The sequence below is a fragment of the Pontibacter sp. HSC-36F09 genome, from assembly GCF_024171605.1.
Taxonomy (GTDB): Bacteria; Bacteroidota; Bacteroidia; order Cytophagales; family Hymenobacteraceae; genus Pontibacter.
On sequence record NZ_JALKAA010000002.1, the window covers coordinates 19,845 to 39,851 of the forward strand.

General features: G+C 52.4%; 12 protein-coding genes. All 12 read right to left on the minus strand.

Annotated elements, in window-relative coordinates; genetic code table 11:
- Positions 1-44 precede the first annotated feature (44 nt).
- The gene (gene sprA, locus L1278_RS06175) at positions 45-7,175 is read right to left on the minus strand and encodes a cell surface protein SprA (RefSeq protein WP_253401994.1); all 7,131 of its coding nucleotides are present in this window, start codon (positions 7,173-7,175) and stop codon (positions 45-47) included.
- Between the two features lie 72 nt (positions 7,176-7,247).
- Complete coding sequence (gene ruvA / locus L1278_RS06180; protein WP_220626625.1) at positions 7,248-7,841, minus strand: Holliday junction branch migration protein RuvA; 594 nt, start codon at positions 7,839-7,841, stop codon at positions 7,248-7,250.
- Entirely contained in the window at positions 7,842-10,115 is a 2,274-nt protein-coding gene (locus tag L1278_RS06185; protein WP_253401996.1) for an NADP-dependent malic enzyme, read from the minus strand. It lies immediately after the preceding gene.
- 296 nt (positions 10,116-10,411) lie between these two features.
- Positions 10,412-11,920 carry a lytic transglycosylase domain-containing protein gene (locus L1278_RS06190; protein ID WP_253401998.1) on the minus strand — a complete coding sequence of 503 codons (1,509 nt, stop codon included), beginning with the start codon at positions 11,918-11,920 and terminating at the stop codon, positions 10,412-10,414.
- Between the two features lie 6 nt (positions 11,921-11,926).
- A complete protein-coding gene (gatA, locus tag L1278_RS06195; protein WP_253402000.1) occupies positions 11,927-13,363 on the minus strand; it encodes an Asp-tRNA(Asn)/Glu-tRNA(Gln) amidotransferase subunit GatA in 1,437 nt (478 codons plus the stop codon).
- 1 nt (position 13,364) lies between these two features.
- On the minus strand, positions 13,365-13,577 hold the full coding sequence (locus tag L1278_RS06200) for a twin-arginine translocase TatA/TatE family subunit (RefSeq protein ID WP_188502295.1): 213 nt from the start codon (positions 13,575-13,577) through the stop codon (positions 13,365-13,367).
- 20 nt (positions 13,578-13,597) lie between these two features.
- A complete protein-coding gene (locus L1278_RS06205; protein ID WP_253402002.1) occupies positions 13,598-13,813 on the minus strand; it encodes a twin-arginine translocase TatA/TatE family subunit in 216 nt (71 codons plus the stop codon).
- A 726-nt stretch (positions 13,814-14,539) separates the two neighbouring features.
- Entirely contained in the window at positions 14,540-15,775 is a 1,236-nt protein-coding gene (locus tag L1278_RS06210) for a murein hydrolase activator EnvC (protein WP_253402004.1), read from the minus strand.
- Between the two features lie 83 nt (positions 15,776-15,858).
- Entirely contained in the window at positions 15,859-16,602 is a 744-nt protein-coding gene (locus tag L1278_RS06215; RefSeq protein ID WP_253402006.1) for a DUF4292 domain-containing protein, read from the minus strand.
- Complete coding sequence (locus L1278_RS06220; protein ID WP_253402007.1) at positions 16,595-18,367, minus strand: tetratricopeptide repeat protein; 1,773 nt, start codon at positions 18,365-18,367, stop codon at positions 16,595-16,597. The genes L1278_RS06215 and L1278_RS06220 overlap by 8 nt, the downstream gene beginning before the upstream one ends.
- A gap of 12 nt (positions 18,368-18,379) precedes the next feature.
- Positions 18,380-19,387, minus strand: a complete 1,008-nt coding sequence (locus tag L1278_RS06225) for a sugar phosphate nucleotidyltransferase (protein WP_253402009.1) — start codon at positions 19,385-19,387, stop codon at positions 18,380-18,382.
- Positions 19,388-19,541: 154 nt separating this feature from the next.
- Positions 19,542-19,991 carry a dUTP diphosphatase gene (gene dut / locus L1278_RS06230; RefSeq protein ID WP_253402011.1) on the minus strand — a complete coding sequence of 150 codons (450 nt, stop codon included), beginning with the start codon at positions 19,989-19,991 and terminating at the stop codon, positions 19,542-19,544.
- Positions 19,992-20,007: the final 16 nt, after the last annotated feature.

Consider the following 20,007-nt stretch of genomic DNA (forward strand, 5'->3'; position numbering starts at 1 on the left):
TTAAATGATGTCCAAAAATACGCTCTTTTTCGCAATGCTAAAAATTATTGCAGACTAACTCGTAGCTGTACTCCACCTTCCGACACACTGTTACGGAACGAAGTGGATATTTTAGGGTCGGATACGGTGCGCAGCAGGTAGAACTGTATGTTCACGCGCTGGCTCAGCACATAGTCCACGGTTGGGCGCAGCTGCAACTGGCGGGTACCGTTGGTGATCTGGTTCTGGCTAATCTCGTTCCCCTGCTCGTCCTGCGTAATGGCCCGCTGCACGGTCTGGTTGTCACGCACCGACATGTCCATCCGCACGGTCAGCTCGTTCTCCAGCGTGCGCCGCTCCCCGCCTATCTTGAAAGGTATACGGAAGTTGGTAGTGGCATATCCGAAGCCGAAGGTATAATCCTTCACGTTGGTTTCAGTTACCTGAGCATTGGTCAGGTTGAGCGACAGGTTACGTTCTATTCTATACCCTATGCGGCCGGTCAGGTTGGTATTCGTCCGGAAGTTCACACCCAGCAGTTCGAGTCGCTCCTGTACCGTGAGTTGGTTCAGGATGTAGTATGGAATCAGCTGCCCAAACTCGTTGGTGCGCGTCGGGTAGTCGCCCGGGTTATTCTCATAGGCCAGCGAGGTCGTGAAGCTCGTCACGTTGTAGGTCGAGTTATAGGAGTGCGTGAGGTTTACCTGGCTGAACCAGCGTTTAAAGAATTCGAGCTGCGACAGGCCATTGTAGTCGATGCGCCAGTTAGGTATAGGCATCCGCTTGACCGGGTTACCGCCCTTGGCCTTGAAGCCACTGGCATCGCGCCCTTGGTAGGCGTACAGGAACGACTGCAGGAGCACGTCCTGCGAGTTCAAGGTATAGCCTGAGTCGCTGGCTGCCGCATTGGCGTTGGTGAGGCGGTCACGTATCTCGTAACGGTTGCGGATAAAGTTATCGAACGCGGCAGAGGTTCCGTCTGCTGTAGGCTCGAAAATAGTGCCCAGCGCAAAGAAGGACGTGCTGAACGAACCGGTGTTGATCGGGTTCTGTCGCTCATTAACGGTGCCGATATTTCCGAAGTCATCAAACTGCTTGCGGTAGAATACCTCTTCGATCTCCGACATGTTGCGGCGCGCATCAAGCTGCAGGTTGAAATTACGGAACGGCTCCATGTTAGCTCTGGCCGTGAAAGTCTCGGTATTGATACCACTAAATGGCGTGTTCAGGTACTGGCTGCTGTCGGTATACCAACCGTTGGTGAAGGCGCGGTTATAGAGCTCGTCCAGGTCGTACTGGCGGCCCAGTACAAACGGAAGTCCCGGGGCATCGAAGCCATCATCGAAGCCAAACATGTGGGTGCGCGGCAGGTAGCCCGGCATCATGGTGCCCTGGTTCTGGAGGTATGTGAAGTTCACAGAGCGGGTCATCATCAGGAAGCGGGCCAATCCCTTGGCAAGTTTCATCTCAGAACGCTTCTGTACCACGCTATCGCTTGGCGCTGGCACCGGTGGCCCTGCTTGCGGCTGCGTCGGGCTGTTCACCTCTTTCAGGAACTTCACCTTGTTGTAAAGCTTCACCATGTCAAAGCGGCCATTCACGCTAAACTCGGTGTTGTTCTCAGCGGTGTTACCCAATTGGAAAGCCGCATCCTGGTTCAGGGCAGTAGAACCCGCCGTCCAGATGTAGGTAACAGCATAGCGTGTTTCGGCGCCTAGCCAGTCGGTGAGCGGGAATTTATCAAACGGCACCTTGTAATTGGCGGCTACCAGCTGATTGAAGTGCGTGTTACGCCCCAGATTGCGCAGGTTGTTCCAGATCACTTTGTTCTTATACCTGAGAGAGTCCACGTCGCGGTTGATGCGGTAATCCGGTTCGTCCACCACGGCGCGGTTGGTGGCCGTGTAGTCCAGCGAGAGGCTTTTGCTGATGTCCCACTTGAGGTCGTAGATGCGGTTGAAGAAGAAGTACTTCTGGAACGTAGGTTCTATACCTCGGGAAGTGATCAGACCGGAACCCGGATCACGGCGCTGCAGGAAAGTTTCGTTATACCTGCGGTCGAGGTCGGCGCGGAAAGCAAAACGGCTTGGCAGCGGCGTAAAGTTCAGGTCTTTGATCAGGCGCATGTACGGCGACTTGAATTTTTCGCTTTTGGCAAAGAACTCGTAGTTGCGCGGCGTGTTTGTATAGGTATAGGCCACTGCCCCGGTATAGGTGCGGGTAAAGTCGCGGTCGGTTTCGATGTTGGTGAACAGGCGCTCGGCATAGGAGTACGAAAACGACAGGTTTTCCACGTCGTACGGGCGCACCTTGGCCTCCGGATTGGTCCTTTCTTTTCGCACGTTCAGCAGGCTCACACTCTTTCGGGTCTCGCGGGTACTCACTTCCTGCCTGTACTCCCGTTGCGCTTCGTTGGTCTCATACCTTGTCAGCGACTGCTCTAGGGGCACGTCCTTGTCGAGTGGGTCAAACTGCGGGGCGCTGTTCATGGTGCCGTACTGCACCGATACCGGCACTTTTATACCTAGCTTTTCGGGTAGGAACTTATCGGCTACAATGTTGGCGCTTACATCAAATATGGCTGTGTTTTCGCGGGCACGCTGGGCGATCTTCTGCTGCAGGGCACCGAAACCGATGGTGGTGTAGCTGCCTGTTGCCGTGATGTTGGCAAAGTCGGCCAGTTTGGTGTTGAGGCGGGCATTGGCGGCCCAGCCGGAGTTGTTTCTGAAGTCTGTCACGCGCAGTTCGTTCACCCAAACGCAAACCGATTGCGGACGGGCATCTTCGCCGGGCACGGTAGGGTTGCGCAAACCGATCATTACACTTTGAACCTCACTGAAATCCGGGTTACCCACCACGCGGATCATCTTGCCACCCTCGAGCATTACTTCCCACGGACGGCGGTTGTCCCAGCCTCCTGCGGTTCGGTTTCGCTCCACTTTGGCGTTCACAAAATCCTCCAGGGCAACGTCCACTTCATTCTCGGCCAGCCAGATACCTTCGCGGCTAGTCGTTCCGGCAGGTGTCAGTTTAAGCGGCACCACGTATTCGTAGTAGTTTTGGGTATAGTCCGTACCAATACGCACAAAGGCCTGCACATCATTATCGCGGGTGTTCGGGTCGCGGGTCTGGGCATGCAGAAACAGCTTAAGGCGCTTGTAGATCAGCATGTCGATGGACAGGTTCTTATAAACTGCCTTGGAGAAAGAATCTTTCAGATCCTCGACACACAACTGCATCGCCTGCTCGTTCTGGCGGCGGTTGTTGGTGGCAGCGTAGTCGCGCAGGCGCTCTATACCTGGAGGCATTACGTAAGGGATGATCGTTTCGTCCTGTACTGTTTCGCTGTTCTCTTCTATGTTCACGGTGGAAACGGTAAACGAGCGGGCATCATCGGTACAGTTCAGGCAAGGGTTGCCATCCGTGATTGGCTGCAGGAAAGTACGCCACTGGTTGGCCACAAACTGGAACTGCACAAAACGGAGCACCACCGGATCGGCAAACTCAGTCATGTACATACGCATGAATCGGATCGACTTGAAGCCGCTTATGCCGCCCACATTGCCCGTTGGCTGGCGCACCGGCACCCGGAACTGGTACCAGGTAACGTTTTCGCCGGTTTTGGTATCCACGATCTTGTCTACGATGTAGTTCTCGCCTACGCTCATACCGCCCGGCTGCAGTTTGATCTTGTACTCGTAGTACTGCTCCAGATCGCTGATCACGTTGTCGCGGTTCAGGTCTTCTTTGTCAGGGAAGGCGTAGTTAGAAAAGCGACTCTGCTCCGGCGAGTTGCCTTCCATACCGTTGAAGCGCTTGTAGCGCTCCAGGATGCCGGCATTCTGCTGGTCATAGGCCTCATCGAGGTGGTGCAGAAAGTTGTCAGCCGAAGGGTCGGAGAGGACGGTCTGAGGTGCTCCGCCAGGTATACGGCTCAGGAAATCGCGCTGGAAAAACTCACGCTCAGCGTTGTCGCCTAAACCATCCAGACCGATGTCCTGAAAACCGCGGGCGCCCGGTACGGCCGAGAAGGCATCGGTCAGGAACTGCTGCGTGGTCACGCGGCCCCATTCGGTGGTTTGCATGTTTTGGTTATCGGTAGCGGAGGTCGGCAAGCCGTTTTCAAAAGAGTAGCGGTTGTCTTTCAGGATATCCTCCGACACGTTACCCAGGTTGATCACCAGTTCACCACCATCGTTGCTCGCTATCGGGTTGCCGTTCGCGTCTTTGCGTCCATTTGGTCCGGTCAGGAAAGGGTCCATCAGCCAGAACTCCACATACTCAACGTTGGCATTGTCAAAGTCCGTGTCGAAAGTAATCTCCCGGCTGATACCGCCCCAGTTCTTGCGCGGATCGTTCTGTAGTCTGCCCTGTCCATCCAACTCTGGGTTGTAGTTGTACTGTCCGCGCTCCTGTGGGTAGTAGGCCACATCGAAGGTATACTCGTAGGCGTTGGCTATCTCACGATCGCGGCCCGGGAACACCTCATACCGTTGCACAGGGCGTACATAGTGGTTCTTGAGTTCCTCGTCGCCGATGTTGCTAGGGCGCAGGCCTTCACTGTCGCGGTAGAAGATCTGGTCGATGGTATACCAGGCTACGCGGGCGCGGTTGTAGGCATACCCCAGGCCTTGTCCCTGCGCCAGTGGGGCAGGAGTGGCCGCCAACCGCCAGGTGGTGTTGTTAAAACCACCCAGACTGAATGGCGTTTCGGCACCTTCAAAGTCATCCAGGTATGAGGTACCGTCCTCGTTTACCGGTGACTCAGTGGCAGATGGCACCAGATGTGCAAACTCACCGCTGAACGTTACGCTCGACGGTACTTTGGTCTGAATGAACGGAATCATGTCCGTCATCTTCGTCAGGAAGCGCGACTCCCGGTTGAAGTTCACGTCCAGACCGTATACTGTGTTGTTGGTCGGTTCGTCACCTATGCTCACGCGGTTAATGTAAGGCCTTTCGTTGAGGTGCAATACTGTGCCGCCCAGGTTCAGGTCGTTGTTCACACGGTAGTCGAAGCGGGCGCCCAGCAGGGTGCGGGGCTGAATGTTGAGCAATTCGGCCTTTTCGTAGGTAACGCGCAGGTCGCTGGCTGAAGCGATATAACTCGGGTTCAGAATCTTGATGCGGCCCAAGTCATAGAATACCTGGTAGTCGGTGCCTTCCTCAAGGCGTGTGCCACCGGAGTATACCGCCACAGAGCCCTCGGCGATGCGGAAGCCCGGGAGCATGATCTCGTCCGTGGAGCTGGCCTGGAAGCGTCCTTTAAGGTAGAACTTCGCCTTTAGTGTGTTCTGCTGCGCGTCCGTCTGGGTTTGTTCGTAGAGTTCCTGGAACACATAGCGCTCAACCAAGTCCTGCCGTCCTTCAAACTTGCTTGCCAGGTATGAGCCGAACGGTTCTACTACCGGGAAGAAGATGCGCCCTGTTTCAGGATCAATCGTTATACCTTCCAGAAAGTCGAAGTTGCCGTCGCGGGGTTTGTCGTTGTTCGTGTTGACATTGTCGAGGTTGAGCACCTCAATCAGGGGGATGTTCTGGATCGGGCTCGGCTCTTTTAAGCTGGTGATATCTACGCCCGTTTCGTCGTCTTTGTAAACGATCTGCAGCTGGAAGTTCTGACGGTTTACCTGCGTCGCGTCCAGGCTGTAGACGTTCTTCATCATCAGGTCCCAGGTCGGGTACTCCAGCGCCGGGTTCGTCGCCTTCAACAGCTTCATGTGGATCACCTGGTCGTCGCGCAGGTTCTGGTAGTCCTCCATCAACTCGCCCACTTTGTAGGTTTGGCCGTTGTAGGTATACTCAAAAGCGACGCCCAGCACCTGGTCAGGCAGCAGGGCGGTGGTGAGGGAGATGTAACCTAACTGCGGGTTGAACTTATACTCGCGTGGGTCCAGGCGTCGGGCGCGCACATGCTCAAAGTCAATGGCTTTCTGCAAACCAAGGCTGTTCAGGTATGAGTCCACCTGGTCGTTGTTGCGGGCCTGCGGGTTGGTGTTGATCAGGCTATACAGCGCGTTGGCGTTGTTGGCGGCCGGAGCCAGCGGATTGCGCTCAAACTGGTTTCTAAATGGATCGGATTCGCCTAAGTCCATGTAAGCGACCATGTTGCGCAGGTTCTCAGTGCTGCGGTTGTTGTTGGTTACGTATAGCTCCAGTCGGCGGATTACGATGCCAGAGTTCACCAGCGGCAGGTTCTGCAGGGTTTTGTCGTAGCGGCCCCGGAAGAACTGCGACAGGAAGAAGTGGCGGTCGCGGTCATAGCTGTCAGCTCGTATCTCAAAAGGCTTGTTCTGTGCACCATTCTGAATTACTACTTCATCATTACGGCCACGCACGTTGGCTGCAATCGTAGTAACGCCCAGGCGGCCGAACTGCAACTGCGTTTTTAAACCGAACAGGTTCTGCGCGCCCGTAATCAAAGAGTTGTTAAGCGGCAAACTCACATTACCAGCCTCTATCTTGCGGATAATCTCCTCCTCAAAACCAGTATAGTCCAGCTTCATGTTGTTCTCGAACTCGAAGTTGGCGTTGTTGTCCCAGTTGAAGTTAAGGCGCATTTTCTCGCCGATCTTACCCACCAGGTTGAGCGAAATGTTCTGATCGAAATCAAAGTCGCCGGTGCGCTGCTGACGGAGCGGTATAGAAGGGTTTTCGTTGCGGTTAAAGCGGGCTCCGAACTTCAGGTTGACGTTACCGTTTGGCTGAATGTCCACGAAATTGCCGCCGAACACGCGGTCAAACACCGGGCTGATATAGATTTTCGGTACCAGGCGACGGCCACTCACTACGCTCTCACCGTCCAGGCCGGCTGACTTGGTGCGCCAGTAGTCGCGGATGGCCTGTTGGCGCTGGTAGCGGGAGTATTCCTCCCACGACATGGTAGAGGGCAGGCGGTAGTCCAGCTCACCCATGCGCTCGTTTATGTTGTACTGCCGCAGGCTGTCGTCCAGCTGTATTTCGAGCTCAATGTTAGAAGGCTGACCAAGCAACAGGGGAGAAGAACTAGGGCGGGTGCCGAGCGGGCTTCCGAGGCGGTCGCTCGGCGTAAAGGTCGGGCGGCGGCTCGGGATGTAGGGTTGCAGGCGGGCGGAGTCCTGCGGAATGGTATCCTGGACGTAAAAATCTGAAAAAATAAGGGTGCTATACCTGTTGTGAGAGCGCAATGCCGCAGCCTGCGACCACCATGCCAACATAGTGATAGCAGCAACCGTTGCAAACAGCAGGCTGTTTTTTTTACTTTTCCAGATCAAGTTGGGCTCTACCGATTAAGAAGACTTCAAGGCAAATTTTATTAGTTCCTCTACGCTCAGGCTTCTGTCTTCCCGCTTAATGATTGCATCAAGCGTTTTCTCTGCCACGTTCTTAGCAAAGCCTAGTGTAACTAATGCTGATAACGCTTCTGCACGTGACGTATTGTGTGCAGAAACGGGAACTGCTGTGCTACCAGCCAGCATGGTTTCTTTCTTTATTTTATCTTTTAATTCCAATATAATACGCTGCGCGGTTTTAGCCCCGATTCCCTTCACATGCTGTATGGTACGCACGTCTTCCCGCACAATGGCCTGCTGCACCTCATCCACCGAAAGCGACGACAAAATCATCAGCCCCGTATTCGGTCCCACACCTGAAATCGAGATCAGGAGCAGGAAAGTCTCCTTCTCAGCGGCTGTCGTAAACCCATACAAGGTATGGGCATCTTCTTTGATGTGCAGGTAGGTGTGCAGCTTGCAGCGCTCCCCCTCAGGCAGTGACGAGTACGTGTTCAGGGAAATTTTGATCTGATAACCTATGCCATTGACATCGACAATGACATAGGTTGGATCTTTCAGAGCTAGCTTACCGTCAATGTATGCGATCATCTATATATGTTTATTATTATAGTTTTGAGCATCTACGACAGCAATGGACACCATGTTAACAATCTCACGGATAGAACTGCCCAATTGCAGAATGTGCACCGGTTTGCGCATACCCATCAGTACCGGTCCAATTGCCTCAGCACCACCTATTTCCTGCAACAATTTGTAGGCGATGTTACCCGATGTAAGGGTCGGGAAAATAAGTGTGTTCGCGCCTTTTTCAGCCAACTGGCTGAAAGGATAGTGCTCACGCAGCAGGTTTTTGTTCATGGCCGTGTTCGCCTGCAACTCGCCATCTATCAGCAGGTCCGGATAGCGCTGCTTCGCCTTACGCACCGCCTCAGCGCCCTTGTTAGGTATATCGCCCTGCACGGAGCCAAAGTTAGAATACGACAGCACAGCCATACGCGGTTCCGTATCGAAGAAACGAACGGCACGGGCAGTCAGGCCAATGATGTCCACCAGTTCGTCGGCGGTTGGGTTGACGTTCACAGTGGTATCGGCGAAGAAGTACGGCTCCTTTTTGTTGAGGATGATGTACATACCTGCCACTTTGTTGATGCCATCTTCCACCCCAATGATCTGCAAGGACGGTAAAATGGTTTTGGAATAGTCGCGGGTAAGGCCTGAGATAAGCGCATCTGCTTCGCCTGTCTCGAGCATCATAGCACCGAAGTAGTTGCGGTCACGCATCTGGCGGCGGCTGTCGAATAGGGTAAGGCCTTTGCGCTGTCGTTTCTTATAAAGCAGTTGGGCAAACTCTTCCCGCTTGGCATCTTCCTCGTACGGGTCGATGATCACACAATCGTGCAGGTCGAGGTTGGTTTCCTCTATGATCGCGGCAATTCGGGCTCTGTTACCCAGCAGGATCGGGTTCGCGATGAGCTGCTCTTTCACGATTTGGGCCGCTTTCAGAATCTTATAGTGGTCCGCTTCTGCGAAGACTACCGTTTTAGGATCTTTCTTGGCCTGGTTGGTGATACGGGTCATCAGTTTCTGGTCGATGCCGATGCGCTCCTGCAGTTCAATCTCGTATGCCTCCCAGTTGGTGATAGGGTGCTTGGCCACGCCGCTGTCCATGGCTGCTCTGGCTACTGCCGGCGATACTGTGGTGATCAGGCGCGGATCAAGTGGCTTTGGTATCAGGTAGGTACGGCCGAATGAGATAGTGTTGTCTCCGTAGGCTTTGTGCACCAGTTCCGGAACGGGCTCTTTCGCCAGATCAGCCAGGGCGCGCACAGCAGCCAGCTTCATGGCTTCGTTGATTTCAGTGGCGCGTACATCCAAGGCGCCTCTGAAAATGTAAGGGAAACCCAGTACGTTGTTCACCTGGTTCGGATGGTCAGAACGACCGGTTGCCATGATCAGGTCATCCCGGGTATCCATGGCTAAATCATAGTCAATCTCCGGGTCTGGGTTGGCCAGCGCGAAAATGATCGGGTTAGGAGCCATCAGTTTCACCAGCTCTGGTGCCAGTACGTTACCAGCTGAAAGTCCGATGAACACGTCAGCGCCTTCCATGGCCTCCCGCAGTGTGTTGATCTTACGGAGGGTTACGAACTGCGCTCTGTAGATGTCGAGGTCGTTGCGCTCCGGACGGATGATGCCATCCTTGTCGAACATGACGATGTTATCCAGCTTGGCGCCCAGAGCTACGTATAGCTTAGTACAAGCAATGGCAGCTGCGCCCGCGCCATTTATCACAATCTGGATTTCTCCTATTTTTTTCCCCGCCAGTTCCAGTGCGTTGAGTAGGGCAGCTGAAGAGATAATGGCCGTGCCGTGCTGGTCGTCGTGCATGAGCGGAATGTTCATCTGCTCCTTCAGGGCGTTCTCTATCTTGAAGCTCTCAGGAGCTTTGATGTCTTCCAGGTTGATGCCGCCGAAGGTAGGCTCCAGCGACTTCACAATGCGGATAAACTCTTCGGGGTCGGTGCAGTCGATTTCAATATCGAACACGTCTATACCTGCGAACTTCTTGAAAAGAACGCCTTTGCCTTCCATTACTGGTTTTGATGCATCCGGCCCAATGTTGCCAAGTCCAAGTACGGCAGTTCCGTTAGATATTACCCCTACCAGGTTTCCCTTGGCGGTATATTTATAAACATTCTCTTTGTCAGCAGCTATTTCTTTGCAGGGCTCAGCTACTCCAGGAGAGTAAGCCAGGGCCAGGTCATGCTGTGTACTCAGCATTTTAGTCGGCACTACTTCTATTTTGCCGGGTTGCCCCTGCATGTGGTAGTTGAGTGCGTCCTCTTTGTTTACTTTGATCATGGTATGCGTTATTGGTGTTGTCTCGTGTTAGTTGTTCCCTTGCGTTGTGTGGCTCCTGCGCCGGGCAGAAGCTTAAAGCCAAGTTGATAAGATTTTATGGTTTATCAAAGCCGTAATCGACAAAGATACACCCTGAACAATCTTCATCTAGCAGAATATTGTTTTTTTATCAGGCTGCTCAGGTTATGCTGTTATCTAATGGCTCGTATGGCAATAAGCTGATAAAACAGGAAGGGTATAAACGACGAAACACCCTTCCGTGAGAAGAGTGTTTCGTTCGATCTATACCTGTTAACCTAGCTAAGGATGAGTTGCTGTCCCGGTTTAATGGCGCTGTTTTTGAGTTTGTTCAGCTTCTTTATTTTTTCGACCGTTACGCCTTCGTGACGTTGAGAGATCGTCCAGAGCGTGTCGCCTGGTTGCACATGGTAAACGCGCTCGGGTTGGGTTTTGCCTGGAGCAGGCTTAGCTTTGGCCGGCGTGCTGGCTGCCTTCTGAGTGCTGTTTCCTGCAGATGCTAGCAAAACCGGAGCTGCTTCCGGAGCGGGCTGCCATACCAGTAGTTTATCCTGCACTCTGATAGAGGAACCGTCCAGCTTATTCCATTCCTTCAGATTCTCTAGCGTGACGCCGTGCTTGCGGGCAATCGTATACAAGTTATCTCCGCGCTGCACAATGTAGGTTTTTTGCACCAGGCTGTCTTTAGGAGTTTCCTTGGCAGAGGCAGCGGCTAGCATAACGGGTGCTTCGGCTGGTACAGTGTGTTTTGCAGGAGGAGGTGTTGGTGCAGCGGCGAGCAGAATGCAGCTCTGCTCAGCAGCCAGCAGTTTGGCAGCTTGGGCCGGGATGCGCAATTTATAATTACGGGTCGTAGCAGGAAGCTTCGGTTTTTTAATCTCCGGGTTCAGGGCCAACAGCGCCAGCGTATCCACGTGTAACTCAGTTGCCAGTTTCTCCAGATCCAGTGCCTGGTTCACAGTCAGGTGGGTGTAGTCAGCTGCGTAAAGGATAGAGTCAGAGAAAATGTTGTGCTCCGGGGCATACTTCATAGCATAGATCACTGCCGTCATAGATGGTATATAGTTGCGGGTTTCTCTTGGAAGGTATGGGTAAATTTCCCAGAACGTCTTTTTGCCACCGCCCGCTCTTCTGATCGCTTTGTTCACGTTGCCCTGACCACAGTTGTAGGCAGCCATGGCCAACTCCCAGTCGCCGTACGTGCGGTATAGTCGGCTCAGGAAGCGCATCGCCGCATCCGTAGATTTCTCTATGTCCATCCGCTCGTCGATGTACTGGTCCTGAGTCAGACCATACTCTTTGCCAGTAGACTTGATAAACTGCCAGGGACCAACCGCGCCTGCCCAGGAGGCCGCTTTCGGGTTCAGGCCAGACTCTACAATGGAAAGGTATTTGATGTCCTGCGGCATGTTATACTTCTTCAGGTACTTCTCGTAGATCGGGAAATACACATTTTCGCGGGAGATCATGGTGCGCGTATACTTTCTGTTACGGACAGTAAAGTAGTCGATGTGATTGCGCACAAATTTATTGAATACCAAAGGGATATCAGCCTCAATACAGCTCAGCCTGTCCTGGATCACCTCGTCGGGCTCATAGGGGATATACTCCACGAGCAGCGCCAGTTCCTCATCTGAAAGGAAGGTAGTGTCTGCCTGTGGTTTCTTTAAGGAATCTTCCTCTATGAGTCTTTCGAACCTGATCGTATAGTCAGAAGCCTGGGCATGGATCGCCCACATACTTCCAACCAGTGCTGCAAGTACTGTAAAGAGTCTAAACTGTGTCATTATAATTTATGCTTCAACGGTTAGCTTGTCCAGTATGTAATTTGAGAAAGCCAGCAGTTGCGGCTCCTCAAATGAGCGGGTCATTAACTGCAACCCGATGGAAAGGCCGTTCGCATCGCGACCTGCCGGAATAGAAATGGCAGGAACACCAGCAAGCGAGGCCTGAACCGTAAAGATGTCAGCTAAATACATAGCCAACGGATTCGCCGTATTCTCCTCTAACCTGAAGGCCGTAGTAGGAGCAGTAGGCAATATAAGAAAATCATAATGTTGCAGCAACTCATCCGTCTTATCTTTTATGAGACGGCGTACGCGTTGCGCCTTGGTATAGTAGGCGTCGTAGTAGTCGGCGCTCAGCACAAAAGTGCCCAGCATAATGCGGCGCTGCACCTCCGGACCAAAGCCCTCGGCTCGCGTTTTTTTGTAAAGGGAGGTAAGGTCGGTGGCATTCTCGCTGCGATAGCCATACTTCACCCCGTCAAAGCGACCCAGGTTAGAGCTGGCCTCCGCTGTGGTGAGGATGTAGTAAGTCGGCACCATGAAGTCCAGGTATGGAAACTCCACGGCTTCTACCTGGTGGCCTGCCTCCTGTAACATGTCTTTTACACCCAGAAGGGTTTCTTTCACCTCGGCATCCAGACCCTCACTTTCGAAGCAGTCGCGGATATAACCAATCTTGTATTTCTTGTCTGTCTGCAGCATCTGGCTGTAAGCAGGCACTGGGCGGTGGCTTACCGTGCTGTCATACTCGTCGCTGCCAGCCATTACTTCCAGCAGTAGGGCCGCGTCTTCCACACTTTTTGAAATAATGCCGATCTGGTCAAAAGAAGAAGCATAGGCGATCAGGCCGTAGCGGGAAATGCGCGAATAAGTAGGCTTAAGACCCACCACACCACAAAAAGAAGCGGGCTGGCGAACAGAGCCTCCGGTGTCAGACCCAATAGAAGCCAGGCAAAGGTCTGCCTGCACGGCCACGGCGGATCCTCCGGACGAGCCACCTGGTACGCGGGTCGTATCGTCGGCGTTGAGCACGGGACCGAAGGAAGAGTTTTCGTTAGAAGCTCCCATCGCAAACTCGTCACAGTTCTGGCGACCGATGATAATCGCATCTTCAGCAAGCAGGCGCTGCACTGCCGTAGCGGTATAAAGCGACTTAAAACCGTCCAGGATCTGACTGGATGCCTGCAGGCTATGGCCTTCGTAAGCCAGCACGTCTTTAAGGCCGATCACCATACCTGCGAGTTTGCCGGCATGGCCTGAGGCGAGCTTCTTGTCTACGGCGTCGGCCTGGACAAATGCTTCTTCCTCGAATATCTCCAGGAAGGCGTTTAGCTCAGGCTTCTGCTTTATATTATGAAGGTAGTGCTCTACCAGCTGTCTGCACGACAGTTGCCCGTTGGCAATATCGCTGCGAATGTCACGAAGTGAGTGGTATGATTTCAAACTAGTCAGGCTTTTTTATGTCCTTAATGGAGCGTTCAAGCTCGTCCTGGATTTCTTTTTTTGCATCGTTAAAGCTACGCAGACCGCGACCAGCAGAACGTGCCAGGCCTGGGAGCTTGTCTGTGCCAAAAAGGAGAAGTACTGCGGTTAGTACAACAAGTAATTCTCCTCCCCCTATGTCTCCCAGGAAGAGGAGGATTGTACTAAGAATCATAAAATATTATTCTGAAAAGATTACTTCGTAGTGTTGGGATCGTCTTTAACAGAGCTTTCGATATCAGACTTGATCTCTTTGGTGGCGTCTTTGAACTCACGGATGCCGCGACCCAGTCCTTTGGCGAGCTCAGGTATACGCTTGGCGCCGAACAGTAAGAGAATAGCGAACAAGATCAGGACTACCTCTGTGCCTCCTAAACCTCCGATAAATGCAAAAATGTTGGTAATTACCATGGTCTTAAAGTTTTAAGAATGAATAGCTGCAAAAATAAAGCTTATATTTTAATTTAACCCACATTTGGAAACATTAGTTTAGCCCCAGCTAATTATCTAGGGAAATCACCTTGAGGCAGCTGTAGGGCATGGTACGTGAATGTCTTTTCAAGATACGATGCAAGCAAGGTGCAACCTCATATGTCAATAGGCGTATAGAGGGTCAAATAAATTTGATATCTTGCTGCGGGCGAGATATTCTAGCTATTATTTGTGCCTGTCTTTTTCCCAAAATGAAAAAAACATTTCCGGCAGAGGGAAATTCTATACAATAGGCGTAAAAATTTCTGCTGATAATCAAATAGTTAATGGTGTTGGTGTTTTTGGCAAGCTACTTGTAATAGGCCATATACAACGGAATTACACTACATCGCCTGACAGAGGGATAGAACTAAGAATAAAAATAAATATTAAGTTTTTTTAATCTTCTGTTTGCAAGTGTAATTTAAAGGTTGTAAATTAATCCATAGAAATTTAACACAGCCCCTTTGGTGGGGAGAAAGTGTCTAAATATAATTTTAAGTTTGTTTTCATAGCTTGGAAAGGCACCCTGCTTTGTAGGGTGTTTTTTCTTTTATAGAGGTATAGAAAACCAAACTCTTATCGAAATACAAGCTAAAAAGGCACGGCCGGGCATCTTCAAAGATGCCCGGCCGTGCCTTTTATTTACCAGGTATAACAGGAGGTCTACTTTGGCCTGATCCAGCTTTCCGGGTTTAGGTTGGTATTGTTTTTCCAGAGCTGGAACTGCAGTTCGGTCGTGCCGTTGGCGTCGGTGTACACTGTCCCGATCACATCTTTATGCTTTACGTCCTGTCCCTCTTTCACATTAACAGTGCGCAGCTTTGCATATACTGCAAAGTATTCGCCATGCTGCACCATTACAATATTATTCATGCCCGGTACGCTGGCCACCGTGAGTACCTTGCCTTCGAATATGGCGCGCGCAGGCTCTCCCTGACCGGTCTGAATATCAATTCCTCTGTTTTCTACTACCACACCTTTTAGTACCGGGTGATTGTGGCGGCCAAACTTCTGCGAGATAAACCCACGGTCCACGGGCCAGGCCAGTCGTCCGCGGTTGCCTGCAAATGAGGAGGAGATAAGGGCGGCTTCCGGAGTGAGCGTGATCTTGCTGGAGCTTCCGCTGGTGGCGCGTCCTTCTTCTCGAGCGGCACGGGCGGCACGGGCGATCTCCTCTTTCACAATATCGGCAATCAGATTATCCAGCTTTCTAACGGCCTGCTGGCGTTGTGCCACTTCTTTTTTGAGTTGCTCTTCCTGCTTGCTGAGCTTTTGGATCATGCCATCCTGCTGGGTGCGCAGCGACAATAGGTTTTTGTTCTCCACCACCTGTTTGTTAAGCAGACCGCGCTTCTCTTCCCGCTGTGACTCCAGCGTGCGCAGCTGTCCTGTGAGGGCCACCTGTACCTTGTTGATTTGTTCGACCTGTTTCTTGCGGGCCTCGGAGTACTGTTGCAGGTAACGCAGGCGGCGCACCATCTGGTTGAAAGAGTCAGCGGCAAACACGAACATGAGCTTGTTGTAGCTGTTAGCAGTCTTGGAGGCAGCGTATACCATGGTGGCGTACTCGGCTTTCAGGCTTTCCAGGTCGGATTGCAGTTCACCTACTATACCTTCAGTTTCCTTCAGGCCTGTCTCCAGCAATTTTATTTCGCGTGATATGGTGCTGATAACGCCTTTCTGTACCGTAATTTTTTCCTGAATGGCGTTGAGCTGGCCAATAGAAGCTTCTTTCTGCACCTTGGTCTGCTGCAGAATGCGGTTTGCTTCTTTAATACGGTTTAGGTTTTCCTTTTTCTCTTTCTCGAGCTGCGCCTTCGATTTTTGTTTCTGGGCTTGGGTAGCCAACGGCAACAACAGGATAATCAGGAAAAAGGCTGATTTGTAAAGGGCCTTCATCAGAAATAGGGGTATACTACACTTAGCCTACAAATATGGCAAAACTATATTGCCCGTACCAGAACCCCGCCTATTTTATTAGGCTAAAGGCGCTTGTAACCAGAAGGAACACTGAAGGGAAACTCCAGGACATCCTCGGAAACGGTAACTTTGGTGTGGCTTAAGTTAAAGTCGGAAACCTGGCCTGATTGCAGAATCTGAGCCAGCATGTTGTAGGCAAAGGGCACTTCGCCCAATGGTTGGAAACTCTCATACTGCACCACAATGCTATTGCCCGATTGCTGGTCTTTGACGTTGAGCTGTTGCAGTTTCAGGTTTTCGGAGCTAATGAAATAGTCAAAAAGCAGGTTTTCGCGCAGCTGCTGCACGTGCTGCATCTGGCCCTGGGTAGTCGCTTTTTCAGAACCGTTGGCCTGGTAGTTGCCCAGCAGAATGGCCTGTACTACCTGAAAGTCAAGCGCTACGTTAAAGCGCTTGCTCACAAAGGCGTAGTCGGTGGCGGCGTACTCGCGCTGAATGCGGTTCATCATGTACACCGAGTCGGGCGTGAGCTTGATGCGGGCTGCCTCTATACCTAAGCCTGGCAGCACAGAGATCCAGATCACGCTGTCCTTCTGCATGCGTAGCGCATAGCCCGACGAGGTGCTCTGGCCTTTGTCATCAAACTTAAGCTGGCCGCGGGCGTTCAGGTAGGTGAATTCCAGGTTTTGGACAGTGACGTTGCCCACCGTTTCGGTGGCGGCAGAGGCGGCAGAAGGAATCGTTTCTTTTTTGCAGGCGGAAAACAGGAGTATACCCAGCAGGTATAGCAGGAGCTGTTTATTCATAGAGTTTCTTTTCTTTTATCTTTCTGTCAAGGAAGGCGGATGCCTCTCCTTTGAGTTTGGCTTTTTCCCACTGCCTCACCGCCTCGTCTTTTTTGCCTAGCTTGAACAGCACATCGCCGTAATGCTCTACAATAGTCGCATCCTCAGAAACAGCAATAGCCTGCTCCAGGTATTTCAGCGCGCCCTCGTAATCTTCCATCTTGTACAGCACCCAGGCATAGGTATCCAGGTAGGTGGGGTTGGCAGGATGTTGCTCTACCAGCCGGCCGGCCATGGCTTTGGCTTTGGGTAGTTGCTCGCCTCTCAGCGATAAAAAGTAACTGTAGTTGTTGAGTACGTGCTCATTGTTAGGGTCCTGCGTAAGCACGGCCTCGTATGCCTCGTCTGATTTTTTATACTCTTTGATGGAGTTGTAGGCATCTCCTAACTGGGCGTTGAACTGGGTGACTAACTCAGGCTCGCTCGCCGAAAGGCGCTTGCCATGCTCCAGCGACTTGGCAGCCTTGGCAAAGTTCTTTTCGATCAAATGCCCGGTGCCATTGTAGAACCAGAAAACGGCCTGGTTCGGGAACAGCTCCAACGCCTGCTCAGAGTGCTTCACCAAATCGCCCGATTCGCCCAGTTCCGCGTCGAGCAGCACGATCTGCTGCCAGATCTTAAAATGCGAGTCGTCGAGTTTGACAGCCTTGATGTAGTTGCCCCGTGCTGCCTCTTTTTTACCAGTGATGGTTTGCAGGTCGCCGGCTACCGCGTAGGCTTTCGCCTCCTCGGGGTGCGATGCGATCGTGAGGTCGGCCAGCTCAAGGGCTATACCTTCTATGGCCGGGTTGGGCAGCTGCCGGATGAAGTCAACCAGGATGCGCACTTTGGTGTCAATGTCGAGGTCGGTGCTAGCGAATGCAATTTTCACCTGGTTTTCAGATTCCTTCAGGTTGCCTTTCTGGCGGTGCAGGTCCGAGAGCATCAGGTGCGCAAACGGGTTGTTCGGCTCGATGCGCAGGGCGCGGTTGATCGTTTCGATGGCAATGTCCGGCTTTTGGCTGGCATTGTAGAGCTCGGCCTGGGCCAACAGGTAGCGAATCTCCGTAGGGTTAGCCGCAATCAGCTTTTCGCCTTCCGCAAGGGCCTTTCCGATGTTCTTCTGGCGCAGGTATATCTGCTGGCGGTTCATGGAAAGCTGCTCCAGGGCACCGTATTTTTTCTCGATGCGGTCATAGGTCTTCAGCGCATCGTCATACTTGGACTGTGCCAGGTATAGCTCCGCCAGATTGAACAGGTACTGCTCCTGGTCAGGCACGTTGCGCATCAGGTCGTTGTAGGCCTGAGCCGCCTCGGTGTACTGCTTCTGTTCGGCGTGCAGCTGCGCAAGCAGCAGGTAATAGTAGGGGTTTTTGGAGTCGTTGGCGACGGCGGCCTGTGCAAATGTTACACCCGCTTTTGGGTTTTCCATCAGCATGTAGGTCTCGGCCAGCTTGTAGTTGAGCGCCGCATTAGTGGGGGTAACGGCGTATGCTTTCTGGAACTGGCTAAGCGCCTGCTTATAGTCCTCTAGCATAAAGTATTTCATGCCCTCCAGAAACAATGCCTCGCTCAGCAGCTTTTCCTGCTCGCTGGGTTCGGGCTGCGGCACAGGTATGGCTACCTGCTCCGTCTCGGCCTTCTCCTTGCCCTTTCTCTTTTTTTTCTTAGACTGGGCCTGGCTTTCGCCGGTCGCGACCAGTGCAAGGCAGCAAGTAGCGAGCACAATGTTTCTGAATCGGGTCATAAAATAGGTATGCTAATCTTTGAGCGTGTTGTAGTCGCCAAGGCTCAGGTCTGACTGGCGGCCTTCATAGGAAACAAAATTACCTACCATTGAGTTTGCTATGTTCCCGTTTTTGATGGTCGACTCCTTCTGAACGATGGAATTGTTCAAAATAGACGCCAGTACGCTGGTGTTGTCTCCAATAGAAACGTGCGGCCCTACCACTGAATTGTGGATCACGGCATTCTCTCCGATATACACGGGCGGGATGATGACAGAGTTCTGGATATCGGCCGACGCCGCTACCAGGTCCTTCTCATCCTTGATATATTCTAAATAGCGTTGATTTGTGTAAACGGTTGCGTCTTTATTGCCACAATCGAGCCATTCTGAGATAACGGCAGGAATAAATTTCGTGCCTTTGTTTTTCATGTTCTCCAGCGCATTCGTCAGCTGGTACTCGCCCTTGTCTTTGATGTCGTTGTCGAGCAGGTACTGCAACTCATTGCGCAGGTACACACCGTCCTTAAAGTAGTAGATACCGATGATGGCCATGTCTGACACGAACTCCTGCGGCTTCTCCACAAAGTCAGTGATCTCGCCGTTGTCGCCCAGCTTCACCACGCCAAACGGACGTGGGTCTTCCACGCGCTGCACCCAGATGGTGCCGTCGGCGTTGGTATCGAGCTTGAAGTCGGCTTTGAAAAGCGTGTCGGCAAAGGCTACGACTACCTTACCCTCCAGTGAATCCTGCGCACACATGATGGCGTGTGCCGTGCCCAGGGCTTCTTCCTGGTAAAAAATGCGGCCCCTGGCACCAACCGACTCAGCGATTGCTTTCAGGTCGCGCTCTACAGCCTCACCGAAGTGGCCGATAATGAAAGCCACTTCCTCAATGGGCTCATGGCATACTTTTGCAATGTCTTCTACCAGGCGCTGCACGATCGGCTTGCCTGCAATAGGTATAAGTGGTTTAGGAACTGTAAGAGTGTGCGGGCGCATACGCTTGCCCATACCTGCCATAGGTACAATAATCCTCATAGCTGTTAGTTTATGGATTGAAAAATGTAGCCGGACGTGCTGCCCGGCCACTATTGGTTTTGATTAATACTGTATTTTGAATGTTTGGTTTTAGCCCTCACCAAAAAGCAGGAAAAGGCTGGTTATACCTTGTGTTGATGGCTACGCTGCTGACCTACTTCGTACCCGTGCTGCCGTAACCGCCAGCGCCGCGCTCGGTGTCTGTCAGCACTTCGGCTTCCGCCCACGCTACACGCTTGTAGCGCGCTACCACCATTTGGGCCACACGTTCGCCGTCCTCTACCACAAAGTCCTGATCAGACAAATTCACAAGCAGTACCTTGATCTCGCCACGGTAGTCGGCGTCGATGGTGCCGGGGCTGTTCACGATAGAGATGCCATGCTTGTAGGCCAGTCCGGAGCGGGGTCTGATCTGCGCCTCGTGCCCTTCAGGCAGTTCAATGAAAAGGCCGGTAGGTATAAGGGCGCGCTGCAGCGGCTTAAGGGTAACGGGTGCTTCCAGGTTAGCGCGCAGGTCCATACCTGCCGAGTGCTCCGTCTGGTAAGCCGGCAGCGCATGCTTGGATTGGTTAATGACTTTAACCGGTAAGTTCGTTGTGTTCATCTATTAAAGATAAAGA

Bases quoted from the DNA above. Each gene is read 5' to 3' on its own strand.
- sprA (WP_253401994.1), bottom strand. From the start codon at position 7,175: ATGTTGGCATGGTGGTCGCAGGCTGCGGCATTGCGCTCTCACAACAGG.
- ruvA (WP_220626625.1), bottom strand. From the start codon at position 7,841: ATGATCGCATACATTGACGGTAAGCTAGCTCTGAAAGATCCAACCTAT.
- L1278_RS06185 (WP_253401996.1), bottom strand. From the start codon at position 10,115: ATGATCAAAGTAAACAAAGAGGACGCACTCAACTACCACATGCAGGGG.
- L1278_RS06190 (WP_253401998.1), bottom strand. From the start codon at position 11,920: ATGACACAGTTTAGACTCTTTACAGTACTTGCAGCACTGGTTGGAAGT.
- L1278_RS06200 (WP_188502295.1), bottom strand. From the start codon at position 13,577: ATGATTCTTAGTACAATCCTCCTCTTCCTGGGAGACATAGGGGGAGGA.
- L1278_RS06205 (WP_253402002.1), bottom strand. From the start codon at position 13,813: ATGGTAATTACCAACATTTTTGCATTTATCGGAGGTTTAGGAGGCACA.
- L1278_RS06210 (WP_253402004.1), bottom strand. From the start codon at position 15,775: ATGAAGGCCCTTTACAAATCAGCCTTTTTCCTGATTATCCTGTTGTTG.
- L1278_RS06215 (WP_253402006.1), bottom strand. From the start codon at position 16,602: ATGAATAAACAGCTCCTGCTATACCTGCTGGGTATACTCCTGTTTTCC.
- L1278_RS06220 (WP_253402007.1), bottom strand. From the start codon at position 18,367: ATGACCCGATTCAGAAACATTGTGCTCGCTACTTGCTGCCTTGCACTG.
- L1278_RS06225 (WP_253402009.1), bottom strand. From the start codon at position 19,387: ATGAGGATTATTGTACCTATGGCAGGTATGGGCAAGCGTATGCGCCCG.
- dut (WP_253402011.1), bottom strand. From the start codon at position 19,991: ATGAACACAACGAACTTACCGGTTAAAGTCATTAACCAATCCAAGCAT.